The sequence below is a fragment of the Corallococcus silvisoli genome, from assembly GCF_009909145.1.
GTDB classification, from domain to species: Bacteria; Myxococcota; Myxococcia; order Myxococcales; family Myxococcaceae; genus Corallococcus; species Corallococcus silvisoli.
In genome coordinates this window covers 515,831-527,788 of the sequence record NZ_JAAAPJ010000003.1, presented here as the reverse complement: position 1 = coordinate 527,788, position 11,958 = coordinate 515,831, and the positions used below count along the sequence as shown (strand labels likewise).

The window sequence follows — 11,958 nt, the reverse complement described above, 5'->3', positions numbered from 1 at the left end:
GGGCCCGCCTCTCCACCACCGTCCAACCCAACGCCCCGGCGCAACCTAGGCACGGGGCGGGGTAGGCGGAAGGGGAGGGTCGGCGATCAGCCACGGCCCTCGCGTCCGGGGGCGGGGGGCTACTTCTTCCGGGCGATGATGTCGTTGATGGCCGCCCGGTCCTCGGGGGTGATGCGCTCACGCGGACCCGGGGCGTTGGCGGACTTCTGGGTCACCGCCTCCCTCGCGTCCTCCAGCGCGTCCTCCACGCTGCCCTTCATCCGGTCCATCGCGGAGGGATTCACCGAGCGCTTCCAGGTGCGCTCCATGTGCTCCAGCGGTGAACGGCCGTCCACGTTGCCCCGCGCCAGGAAGACGCCGATCCCCACCGCGCATGCCGTCCAGACCAGGAACTTCAACACGCCCATGATTCACATCCTCCTACGTCGTCTTACATTGGTCCGGGGACGTTGGCGAGTTTCCGGACCGGGGACGCGGGAGTCGCTGACAGGGGGCTTGCGGGCCCTTAAGGTCCCGGGGCTTGCAGCCCGAAGAACTCATCAGGGCCGCCCAGACGCGGGCGGCGGGATTGGACGTGGGGCGGGGGGACGCGGCGCTGGAGCGCGTGCGGGCCCAGGCCTCGGCATTGTTCGCGAAGCTGCCGGAGCCCCCGGTGTACCGGCGAGCGGAGGACCCGTCGCGCAAGGCGGCCCAGGCGCTGCTCCCCGAAATGGAGCGGGTGCTGGCGGAGGCGTTCGCGGTGGCGCGGGCGCCGGCGGTGTCGCCGCTGGTGGACCGGCTGGTGGCGGCCCTGCGCGCGCACGCGGAGGCGCTGGTGCACACGGCGGACGGCCGGCTGGAAGCGGCCGAGCTGGCGTGGCGCCGGGCGCAGGAGCTGGAGCGGGCCGCGCACCCCACCCGCCAGATGGTGGGGCAGCCGGCGCGGCCTCCGCCCGTGTTCGACAAGGGCACGGGCCTGTCGCGCTACGACCCTCGCAACGCGCCCCAGGCGGGCGTGAAGCTGGTGTGCCCCAACACGGGCTGCAAGCGCATGGGGGATTACGCCTTCGTGCCGACGCACGCCTACCACCGGTTCGTGTGTCCGGCGTGCCGGGTGCCGTTCCTGGCCTACTTCGGGGAGCTGAAGGGGCTGGAGGTGGAGCACCGGCGCAGCTCCAAGCGCTACCGCTTCACGGTGGATGAAGTGGGCAGCGCCGTGACGACGCGCATCGACTTCGAGGAGGCGGGGGGGCAGGAGTTCCCGGCGGCGCGCAGGGACCTGCTGGCCTTCCTCTACACGGAGCAGCGCGAGCTGAAGGTGGTGGTGAACCTCACCAACGGGAAGATGATGTGGGTGAGTCCCGCGTCATCGTGCTTCGTGGTGACCGCGGCCTTTGGCGAGGGCGCCCCGGAGCTGGTGGCGTTCCGGGCGTTCCGGGACGACGTGCTGCGGAAGAGCCGGCTCGGCCAGGGGTTCATCGACGGGTACTATCACTGGGGCCCTCCGCTGGCGGCGTGGGTGGTGCGCCGGCCGCGGGTCCGGGCTGGGGTGCGCTGGGCGTTGAAGCGGGTGCACGGCGGCCTGACACGAAGGGAACGCGGATGACACAGCAGGCTGGATCCGAGAATTCGAAGCCGCCGCGTGCGCGCGGGGATGGCGCCAAGACGGTGCTGGCGGTGGTGGCGGTGCTGGGCCTGGCGGCGCTGGCGTTCCTGGGCGTGCGGGAGGCGCAGCGCGCGCGACTGGTGCCGGATGGGGTCTCGCCGCCGTCCTTCCAACTGGCCAAGCATGGTGGCGGTTCGCTGACCCTGTCGGACCTGAAGGGCCATGTGGTGATGCTCGACTTCTGGGCCACCTGGTGTCCGCCGTGCCGCGAGGAGATGCCCTCGCTGGTGAAGCTGGCCAAGGAGTACGAGTCCCAGGGGCTCGTCTTCGTGGCGGCCAGCCGGGACGACGGGGATACGGCGCCGCAGCAGGTGGACTACTTCCTCCAGCGCTTTCAGCCGGAGCTGCGGCCCTACGTCGTCTACGCCGACGACAACATGGCGCGGGCCTTCGAGGTGAACGCGCTGCCGACGCTCTACTTCCTGGACCGCGACGGCAAGGTGATGGACGCGCAGCGTGGCATGCTGTCCGAAGACGGCTTGCGCCGCCGCATCGAGCGCGCGCTGAAGCGGTAGCGTCTCCCCCCTTCGACTCACCGAGCGGAGGGAGGCGTCGGCCCGTGCTCCTGGCTTGAGCCCCCGAAGGGGCTCGCGGGACGGCCCGTGCTCCGAACCGTCCCCGCGCTACTTCTTGCCCGTTGGCGTGCCCGCGTCCGGCGCCGCCGTGGCCTTGGGCGGAGTGCCTGGGCCCGGCGCGGTCGTGGCCTTGGGAGATGTGCTCGCGTCCGGCGTGGTCGCTGACTTGGGCGGCGTACTCGCGCCGGCTGCGGTCGTCGACTTGGCTGGTGTGCTCGTTCCTGCCGCGGTCGTGGCCTTGGCCGGTGCGCTCGCCTCTGGCGTGGTCGTGGCCTTGGGCGGTGTGCTCGTTCCAGTCGCGGGAGTGGACTTGGCCGGTGCGCTCGCCTCTGGCGCGGTCGTGGCCTTGGGAGATGTGCTCGCGTCCGGCGTGGTCGCTGACTTGGGCGGTGTGCTCGTTCCTGCCGCGGTCGTGGACTTGGCCGGTGTGCTCGCATCCGGCGCGGTCGTGGCCTTGGGCTGTGTCCCCGTACCGGCCGCGGGCGCTGACTTGGGCGGGGCGGCCGTGTCGCTCGCGGGAGGCGCACCCGGTCCGGGGACGGGCTCGGTGCCGGGCGGAGGCGGCTGGCCGTTGGGCACCACCGTCTCCTTGGGGCCGGTCTCGATCTCCGACTTGACCAGCTTGAAGTCCACGCGCCGGTTCCTCGCGCGGCCCAGCGCCGTGTCGTTGGTGTCGATGGGCCGGTCGAACCCGAAGCCCTGCGACGTCAGGCGCTTGCGGTCGATGCCCTTCTTCACCAGGTAGTCGAGCACCGACTTCGCGCGCCGGTTGGACAGGTCCACGTTGAGCGTGCGCGACCCCTTGTTGTCCGTGTGCCCTTCAATCTGCACCGGCCCCAGCGTGGGGTTCTTCACGAGCACCGACGCCACCTCGTCCAGCAGCGGGTACGACTGCTTCTGGATGATCGCGGAGTTCGTCTCGAAGAGGATGTTGCCCTTGATGCGGATGCGGTCCGACTCCACGACCACGTAGGGCGGGGCGTCGTACGGGCAGCCGTTGTTCTCCGGCGGGCCGGCCACGTCGGGGCAGTCGTCCTCGCCGTCCGGAATCTCGTCGAAGTCCGTGTCCGGGCAGCCGTCGAAGTCCTTCAGGCCGGGCACGTTCGGGCACTTGTCCAGCCGGTCGATGATGCCGTCGCCGTCGGTGTCCTTCTCCGGCTCCACCGGGCAGCCCTTGTTCTCCTTCGGCCCCTTCACGTTGGGGCACGCGTCGTCGCCGTCCTCCACGCCGTCGCCGTCGTTGTCCGGATCCGGGCAGCCGTCGTAATCCTCGAAGCCGTCCTTGTCCTCGGGCTGCGTGGGGCAGCGGTCGCGGATGTCCGGCACGCCGTCGCCGTCCGAGTCCGGTCCGCCGTAGCTCTTGTCGTAGCGCAGCGCCAGCATGACCCGCAGGGCCTCGCGGCCGTAGCCCGTGGTGACGTTGAGCCCGCGGCCCACGTCCAGCTCCAGGCCCCAGTCGCCCCACACCTTCGCGCGAGCACCCACCAGCAGCTCCCACGGTGACTTGAGCGAATCCGACTGGTCGAAGTTGAACGGGCGCACCAGCGGCGTGCGCAGGTGCATTTCGGCCGTGGCCTTCACCTCGCTCAGCCGGCCAATGTCCGGCAGGTCCACGATGCCGCCCGCGCCCAGCGTCAGCTCGTCGTCCACGCGCAGGTTGAGGTACTGCGCCGCGGGGCGCAGCAGCACGCCCACGTTGCCCAGCAGGCGCACCGGCAGGGGGCCCAGCTTCTTGTCCACGGCCAGGCGCGGGGCGAACACGACGCCGCTCTCACCCGTGAAGCTCCGCGCGCTGCCGGTGGGCAGCCGCACCTCCGCCACCAGCGCGAGCCCCACCGGGAAGCGGTCTGGATTCAGCAAGCTCACGCGCGGCAGCACGCGGAAGTCGCCCAGCGTGGTGCTGCTGACGCCCTCGGCGCCGGGGAAGGTCGGCGAGTTCAGCGCGTCGCCCAGCAGCGAGAAGTTGTCGCCCTGGACGACCGTGAACGGCAGGTCCACGCCCACCTCCAGCCGCTCCAGCAGCTGGTAGGAGAACAGCAGGTGCGCGTCCAGCCGGTACGGGAGCAGGTCCCCCAGCTTCTTCTCTCCCAGCTTGAGGGCCAGGATGCGCCAGTTGAAGTCCAGCAGCAGCGCGCCCCGGTAGCTGCCCACCGGCTCCACGGTGGCGCCTTCCAGCCCGATGCCGCTGGACTGCGCGGCCGTGGGTTTCACGGGCACCGCGTCGAAGCCACGGGAGAAAGGATCAGGCTGGGCGTGGGCCGCTGCCGTGGTGAGCAGCAGGCCCAGGAGCGCGAGTCGCAGGGCCGCGCCGCACGCGGACCGGCTCCACGAAACATGTTCGGAGTCGGGGCATTGCATACCGAGGCTCTTACCACCCACCTCCCCCCGCCGGAAGAAAAGCCACGCGTCGGAAGGTGCGCTACAGCCTCATGCCATTTCTACAAAGCGCGCGCGGTCCCGGACGCCGGGCACGCAGGCGAGCACGCCCTGTTTCCGCAGGGGATGACACATCTTCCACTGGGCTCCTGGGTTCTCGCGGTGGAGGGGCCCGCGCGGTGCGAGCGCCAGGAGGTTCCGGCGCTCAAGTGCTCTCGCGGCGTGTGGACGGTGTCGCCGGAGAGCCCTTGAGCGCCGGACGCGAACGTCAGTGCTCCATGAACCGCGCGGCCGGGAGGACCTGGATGGCGTCCGGGTTCACCGGCAGCTTCTGCTGGATGATGGCTTCATCCTGCTTGAGCAGCTCCGGCGACTTGGGCGACGCGTAGGTGATGGGCGACGGCGCGCCGGACTTCAGCGCCTTCGCCAGTCCGTCGGCGTCCTCGGTGACGAACACGAACGCCAGTTGATCCGGCTGGAGCCTCCGGCGCACGGCCGCGTTCACGGACTCTGGCGTCATCGTCGCCAGCGCGGCGCGGTACGACGCCAGGAAGTCCGGCGTGCCGTAGTAGAGCGAGTCGATGGCGTAGCCCAACCGGCGCTGGTCGGTCTGCTCCCACAGGCGGGTGTAGCCCTGGAGGAAGCCGCGCACCAGGTCGAAGCGCTCGCGCGGGAGCGGCTGCTTCACCATCTGGTCCAGGAAGTACACCGCGCCGCGCGTGGCGAACACGCCGTTGGCGGGCACCACGGGGCGCAGCCACAGGGACACGTCCTGCTGGGTGCGCACCAGGTTGGTGCGGTTGAAGGTGCCGTTGCCGCGGTCCTCGATGAAGTGCTCGGCGTAGGCGTAGTCGCCGTAGTTGAGGCCGCGCTGCTCACGCAGCTCGTTGAAGAGCACGCCGATGAACTGGCGGTGCTCGCCCAGGTTGGACAGCGCGAACGCCACCGGGAAGAAGTCCGGGTCTCCGCGGCGCAGCGGCGTGACGAAGCCCATGCTCACGGCGGTGGAGAGCGCGGGCTTCTGGAGGATGAGCGTGCGGCCCGCGGACGAGGGCACGGGCGGCAGCGCCACGCGCGGCGCCCCCGTGGCGGGCAGCGCGGACAGGCGCGAGGTGACGGCCTCCTGGAGCTTCGCGTCCACCGGGCCCGCCAGCCCGATGACGAGCCGGTCCTGGGTGAACACGCGGGCCGCCTGCGCCTTCACGTCCTCGAGCGTGAGCGCCTGGAGCCCCTGCACGGTGCCGCCGGTGTAGTGGGCGTACGGGTGGCCCGCGTAGAGCAGCGCGTCCAGGCCCACCTTGCCAAGGGTCTCGTCGTCCTCGCTGCGCAGGCCGTTGCGCACGCCATTGAGCGCGTTGGCGCGCAGGCGTTCGAACTCCGCGGGCTCGAAGCGGGGCGCGAGCAGCGTGTCGGTGAACAGCTCCAGGAAGCGCGGAAGGAAGTCCTGGTGCACGCGGCCGGCGAGGGTGGTCATCTCCTTGTCCGTGGTCACCTTGAGCTCGGCGGCCATGGGGTAGAGCGCTTCCAGCAGCTGGGCGGAGGTGAGCTTCTGCGTGCCGCCCTCCGCCATCAGCTTCGCGGTGAGGGCGGTGAGGCCCTCCTTGCCCTTCGGGTCGTCGATGGAGCCCGTGTGGAAGACCAGCCGCAGGCTGACGATGGGCGTCTCCGGCCGGGCCTGCACGACGAGCTGCATCGGCTTCGGCTGGTTCAGGGGCACGGCCGGCACCGCGGCCGGCGCCGGGGTCTCTGGCGCGGCGGTGACCTGCGGCGGCGCGGCCTCGGGGGCGGGCTTGGGGGTGGAGGCGCAGCCGGCGAGGGACAGCGCGGCGGCGACGGCGAGGGACACGGACGGGTGGGTCTTCATCACGGCGTCCCTCCGGCGGTGGCCTTGGGGGTGAGGGTGAGGACGGTGAGGTTGGTGTCCACGAGGTACTTCTTCGCGAACGCGGTGAGCTGCTGGGGCGTGACGCCGCCCAACTGCTTCAGGTAGCTGCCCAGGGAGTCCGGCGGGCCCATGACGCCCGCGTAGACGGCCAGGTCGATGGCCACGTCGCGCGGCGTCTCCAGGTCCATCAGCATGCCGTAGCGCAGGTGGTCCTGGATGGCCTTCACGCGGGCCGCGTCCACCTTGCCGCTGGCCAGGGCCTTCGCTTCACGGCGCAGGGTGGTCTCCACGTCGGCGCGGTGCTTCTCATCCTGGAGCGTGGCGTCGATGGTGAAGAGGTAGGGGTCGCGGTGGGGCGTGTTGGCGACGTCCAGGGACTCGACGAACTGCTTCTCCAGCACCAGCTCCTTGTAGGCGGGGCTGGTGTCGCCCACGAGGTACTCGGCGAGGAGGGACTGGATGGCGGCGTCCGGCGTGTCGGCGCGGGCGGCGGGCGTGTGCCACGCGAGCACGTGGCGGGGCTGCGTGGGCTGGGGCCAGTCCACGTGGACGGCGCGGGCCTTCGTTTGCGCGGGCTCGGTGGGGATGGTGACGGAGGCGGGCTTGCGGTTCCAGGCGCCGTAGGCCTGCGTCACCTGGGCCAGGACCTGGGCGTCGTCGAAGTCCCCGACGATGAAGAGGGTGGTGTTGGCGGGCGTGTACCAGCGCTCGAAGAAGGCGCGGCTGTACGCGTACGCCTTGGGCATGGCCTGGACGTCCTCGTAGAAGCCGAGCGTGGTGTGCTGGTAGGTGTGGTGGGTGAAGGCGGTCTTCGCCAGGGCCTCCTCCAGCTTCAGGTCGGGGCCGGCGGCGTTCTTGTGGTACTCGCCCAGGACGGCGAGCGCCTCGGTCTGGAAGGACGGCTCCGAGTACTCCAGGTTCTGGAAGCGGTCCGCCTCCAGCGCGATGAGCTGGGGCAGGCCGGCGGTGGGGCCGTACACCTGGTAGACGGTGATGTCGTCGGTGGTGAAGGCGTTGTCGTCGAAGCCGTAGCCTCCGAGGATGCGCTCGCGCTGGCCCTCGGGGTTGGACTTCGTCCCCTTGAACATCATGTGCTCGAAGAAGTGGGCGAAGCCGGTGCGGCCTGGCTCCACCTCGTTGCGCGAGCCCACGCGCACGGCGGTGACGTAGGCGATGATGCCGGGCGAGTTGAACGGCACGCGGACGACGGTAAGGCCGTTGGGCAGGCGCGTCGTCTTCAGCGCGTAGGGGAAGAAGCGGGAGGCTTCTGGAGGCGGCTCGGCGGACGCCGGGAGCACCGGCGTCAGGAGCAGCAGCAGGAGTGGCAACAGGCGGCGCATGCGCGAACCCTTTCGGTGCCGGGACGCGCCCCTCGCAAGGGGGGCGCGTCCCGGAAGCTCGCGGCGGACGTTACGCTGGAGGTTGTGCTCCAGGGCGAGGGTTTCTTGGGGCGCGTGTCGTCTTGGCGCCAGACGCCCGGCGTCACACGGCGACGACGATCTTCCCGAAGTGGCCGCCGGACTCCATGTAGCGCAGGGCCTCGCGCGCCTGGGCGAAGGGGAAGACGCGGTCGATGACGGGCCGCGTCTGCTGGCGCGTCATGGCCTGGAGCATGTCCTCGAACATCTCGCGGCTGCCCACGTAGGTGCTCACGACGCGCAGCTGCTTGTTGCCGGTGGCGGTGTTGTCGGGCTTGCCCGGGGCGCCGGTGAGCAGGCCGATGAGCGCGATGTGGCCGCCCTCCTTCGTGGCCGCCACGGAGTGGGGCAGGGTGCCCGCGCCGCCGACCTCCAGCACGTGGTCCACGCCCTGGCCGCCGGTCAGGGACAGGACCTGCTGCTCCCAGTCCGGAGACCGCCGGTAGTTCACGAGACCCTCCGCGCCCAGCTGCTTCGCGCGCTGGAGCTTGTCGTCGTGGCTGGAGGTGATGATGACGCGGGCGCCGAGGATGCGGGCGAACTGGAGGGCGAAGATGGAGACGCCGCCGGTGCCTTGCGCGAGCACCGTCTGTCCGGGCTGGAGGCCGCCCTGGGGGACGAGCGCGTTCCAGGCGGTGACGGCGGCGCAGGGGAGGGTGGCCCCTTCTTCGTAGGTGAGCCAGTCGGGGAGGAGGGCGAGCCCTTCGGCGTCCACGCAGACGTACTGGGCGAGGACGCCGGGGATGGCGCCGCCGAGCGCGCGGGCCACTTTTTCCGGGGTGCGCTCGCCGTCGGTCCAGGTCTGGAAGAAGGTGGGGGCGACGCGGTCCCCGGGTTTGACGCGGGTGACGCCTGGGCCCACGGCGACGACCTCGCCCGCGCCATCGGAGCAGGGGATGACGGGGACGTGGAGGCCCGGGTAGGTGCCTCGGGCGATGATGAGGTCGCGGTAGTTGAGGGAGACGGCGTGGATGCGGACGAGCGCCTGGCCCAGGGCGGGCCGGGGCTCGGGTTTCTCGACGGCGACCCAGCCGTCGCTGCCGGTGGTGTGCTGGAGCTCGTACGCCTGCATGGGAGTGACTCCGGGATGGGAGGGAACGAGGGCCTGGCGGACTGCCCGGGTTGCCAGGGCGGGATGTTGCTGGAGCGCCATCCCGGCGTGCATGAGGATTGACGGGAGGCGTTCAGCGGTTAATGTAGGTCGAGTGCGGAGCGTGAGTGGCCGCACGACGTACATCGAACCGGGGGCGACCTGGCTTCGACGGGGGCAATGACGTTCGAGACGCGTGCCGAGCTTGTTGGGTGCTCGTAAAACCGCCGACAACAACACAAAAGCCAACGACAACGTTGAGCTCGCGCTGGCTGCCTAACTAGCAGTCTCTAGTGCGCGGTCCCCCTGCTCTCGGTCCGTGGGGTAGGGATGGGCCGTCATAATGCGGACTGGCTGCCGAGGGTGCCTGGGCCTGAGGCGGCGAGATCTTTCCAGGACCGGCATCGGGAATCCCGTCCGTGGGAGTCCAGGTGACGTAGCAAATCGCGGACTACGCACGTAGGGTCAAAGAGCCGACGGCTTTCGGACGAGGGTTCGATTCCCTCCGCCTCCACTTGAAAGGGCCCGTAATCCTCAGGGATTACGGGCCCTTTCATTTTCCACCCCATGTCAGCAAGGGCGAGCCAGAAACCGCCCGACGAGCAGGTCGGGGCTTCGGGAGAAGAGGAGGTGTGCCCCCTGCTTTCTCGAAGCCGCCAAGCACGTATTCGCCTGTGGACAGGCAGCGCTCGAGCCGTGCGGGGCCTTGGCGAAGGACCATGCGCGTGGGCACTGCTTGTCTCGCTGACGAGGCCTGTTGCTAGTTTGGACTCCAGCAGAGGTAATGGACCTCGACCACATTCGAGACATAGGTGTTGGCGTCGAGGACACGGAACCGGATGTACTTGTCGTAGTAGGTTCCGTATGTGTGGAAGCCCATCTGGCAGTAGTCGTTGTAGCTGGTTGAGTTGTTCCACCAGTAATCGCCATACGGTCCACCTCCGAAGTCATCGATGATCGACCACTGGTAGGTGTACGGCGGTACGCCGTTGTTGGCGCCGCCGGTGCAGGTGACTGCATTGGTCTGGGGGTTTCTTCCGCAGCCCATGGTTGCCGTTGGAGGTGGGATGTCGAAGGCGGTAACGGTGCTCTGTATATCGATATTCTCTGGCTCGCTGGCAAGGGGCTCGCCGCAGGCTCCAAGCAAGGTCACTGCCGAAATAAGCACTGCGCCATTTAGAAAGTGCTTCACGTTGGTCGGAATTGCCATGGGCTCTCCTGTGCATACGGCCGAAGTGGTGGCATTCCGAATTTAATGGATTTGCGTGGCATCCTCGTTTGCTTTGGGCGGTGGATGTTCTGAAGTGTTCAGATGCCTTGGGCGACCCTCTCGTGAGGTGCTGCGCATTGATGGGTTGCTCCTTGCGCTTGCTGCGCCTTCATGATGGTTGGCGTTGCGTTGCAGGAACGGCGTTGCCATTGGGGGCAATAGGCGCTCACTTTCCCAGGGAAACCTCGCCATCCCTGGGGATGCCATGTCCATCACGCCAGTCGGTTGTGTCCGGAGGGCACATATGGACACAACGCCTCGTAATTGGAGGCCTCTGGGTTGTGAGGTGACGCAGGGGATGGCTCAACTGAACGCCACGGTGGTAGCTGCCAGTCGTGCCTGGTGAAGTGTTGAGTGGTGGACGCTTCCCTTGAGCCGGTCAGTCTTCGTGGGCAGTCTCGGTTGACTGGAATTGCCTGTTCGAACGACGTGTATGGCCATGCGGCGATTGGCGCCGCGGAAGAGCACGCCGCGCTGAGGTCTCAAGTCAGATGGCGGTGTGTTGTCTGTGGACTGGAGGTTGCGCGATGTCGAACAGGTTCTTGTTTCGAATGGGCTTGCTGTTGGTGACTGCTCTTGGGGCGACAGGGTGCGGCGATTCCCCTGGTGAAGAGCAAGCGTCGATTGAACTCAATCCTTCGTCCCATGCCGAGGCGCGCCTGTCGCTCGAGCGCATCCGCCAACTCTACGAATCCAATCCGGCCGCCGCGTTGGACGCCCGACAGAAACTGCGTCCGAGACTCGATGTGCTCAATCGCTTGATTGTGCGGGTCGAGGTCGCGCCGGAGCACTCCGTGGAGTTTTACGAACTGCGGCCGGACGGCATCCTCGTCGCGGAGAGCGGGCCGGTGGAAGGCGGGCGTATCTTGCGTGACAGCGACTTCGCCGACGACTCGGCCGTCGAGCTCTATCGTCGGCTTACGGGAGGTTCCACGCCGCCAGAGGCCCTGGTCAGGGCTGAGTCGCACCGTGACGGACCCGCGCGCGATGAAGCTGTTGCCAGTCTGGGGGCTGTCGAAGGACTGGCCCCGGCTCGTGGTGGGCAACAAGGCGACGTCCGCTCATCTGTCACTCAGTCATGGACTGGGGCGGACGGCCAACTCTGGAGGGATACTGCCTGTTACAAGGGCGGAGACTTCGTTCAGTGCTGGCCGACCGTCACCGGCAATGGATGGGCGTCCGCGAATTCGAAGTCGTCGTTCATCAAGGTCGCGCCCTACAGCGGCGGTATCGTGGGGGTGTGGTTCTCGTATGAGCTTTCAGTGTCAGGCACGTGGGGCGTTGCCCCTGGAGAAATGCGGTCGTTCTATGCATATAGCGGCAGCTACAAGACCTGCCCGCCTCTCTCCGCGTGCGGCACTTTCGAGTACTACATTCGTAATCATCGGTGGGACATCACGGACGCGGTCGGAGACAACTATCACGCTGCGATCGCGTTCAGGTGGAATTGCAGCTACGGCCTGTGCGGGAGTCCCTAGCCCTCCTGTATCGCACCGGATGGATGAGACACCCGGTTGTCTGCATTCGACCCGTCTGCCTTTGCATCGCCTCGCGCCGGGGCTGACTCGGCGCGAGGCGGTCGTGCCGCTCCAACGGCCAATGCCCCTTGGCCTGTGGGCCTGTTCCAGTAGGGCCAGCCGGGGTTCCTCCACGGTTTCGAACGTGCGCACCCAACGGTCCTCTTGGGGGCGAACTCTCG

At 68.7% G+C, this 11,958-nt stretch carries 9 protein-coding genes and 1 other RNA gene; 4 read left to right on the top strand and 6 right to left on the bottom strand.

Features of this window, described 5'->3' with window-relative positions:
• Positions 1–119: 119 nt before the first annotated feature.
• Complete coding sequence (locus GTY96_RS08540; protein WP_143899616.1) at positions 120–407, bottom strand: hypothetical protein; 288 nt, start codon at positions 405–407, stop codon at positions 120–122.
• 113 nt (positions 408–520) lie between these two features.
• Between GTY96_RS08540 and GTY96_RS08535 the strand changes: the two genes are divergently transcribed.
• Together GTY96_RS08535 and GTY96_RS08530 are read left to right on the top strand one after the other, a co-directional pair.
• Complete coding sequence (locus GTY96_RS08535) at positions 521–1,585, top strand: CFI-box-CTERM domain-containing protein (protein WP_161664434.1); 1,065 nt, start codon at positions 521–523, stop codon at positions 1,583–1,585.
• Positions 1,582–2,160 carry a TlpA family protein disulfide reductase gene (locus GTY96_RS08530; RefSeq protein WP_143899611.1) on the top strand — a complete coding sequence of 193 codons (579 nt, stop codon included), beginning with the start codon at positions 1,582–1,584 and terminating at the stop codon, positions 2,158–2,160. Before GTY96_RS08535 ends, GTY96_RS08530 begins: the two co-directional genes overlap by 4 nt.
• A gap of 108 nt (positions 2,161–2,268) precedes the next feature.
• On the opposite strand, the gene GTY96_RS08525 is transcribed toward GTY96_RS08530, so the two are convergent.
• From GTY96_RS08525 to GTY96_RS08510, 4 genes are all read right to left on the bottom strand, one after another.
• Positions 2,269–4,578, bottom strand: coding sequence for an OmpA family protein (locus GTY96_RS08525; RefSeq protein WP_235685451.1), 2,310 nt, complete (start codon positions 4,576–4,578; stop codon positions 2,269–2,271).
• 286 nt (positions 4,579–4,864) lie between these two features.
• On the bottom strand, positions 4,865–6,460 hold the full coding sequence (locus tag GTY96_RS08520; RefSeq protein ID WP_161664460.1) for a M16 family metallopeptidase: 1,596 nt from the start codon (positions 6,458–6,460) through the stop codon (positions 4,865–4,867).
• The gene (locus GTY96_RS08515; protein ID WP_161664433.1) at positions 6,460–7,821 is read right to left on the bottom strand and encodes a M16 family metallopeptidase; all 1,362 of its coding nucleotides are present in this window, start codon (positions 7,819–7,821) and stop codon (positions 6,460–6,462) included. The genes GTY96_RS08520 and GTY96_RS08515 overlap by 1 nt, the downstream gene beginning before the upstream one ends.
• 142 nt (positions 7,822–7,963) lie before the next feature.
• Positions 7,964–8,971 carry a zinc-dependent alcohol dehydrogenase family protein gene (locus tag GTY96_RS08510; RefSeq protein ID WP_161664432.1) on the bottom strand — a complete coding sequence of 336 codons (1,008 nt, stop codon included), beginning with the start codon at positions 8,969–8,971 and terminating at the stop codon, positions 7,964–7,966.
• 171 nt (positions 8,972–9,142) lie between these two features.
• Here GTY96_RS08510 and ssrA point away from each other — a divergent pair.
• Positions 9,143–9,506, top strand: a transfer-messenger RNA (tmRNA) gene (gene ssrA / locus GTY96_RS08505).
• A gap of 243 nt (positions 9,507–9,749) precedes the next feature.
• Here the strand turns inward: ssrA and GTY96_RS08500 are convergent.
• Entirely contained in the window at positions 9,750–10,199 is a 450-nt protein-coding gene (locus GTY96_RS08500) for a hypothetical protein (protein WP_161664431.1), read from the bottom strand.
• Between the two features lie 587 nt (positions 10,200–10,786).
• Between GTY96_RS08500 and GTY96_RS08495 the strand changes: the two genes are divergently transcribed.
• On the top strand, positions 10,787–11,737 hold the full coding sequence (locus GTY96_RS08495; protein WP_161664430.1) for a hypothetical protein: 951 nt from the start codon (positions 10,787–10,789) through the stop codon (positions 11,735–11,737).
• Positions 11,738–11,958: the final 221 nt, after the last annotated feature.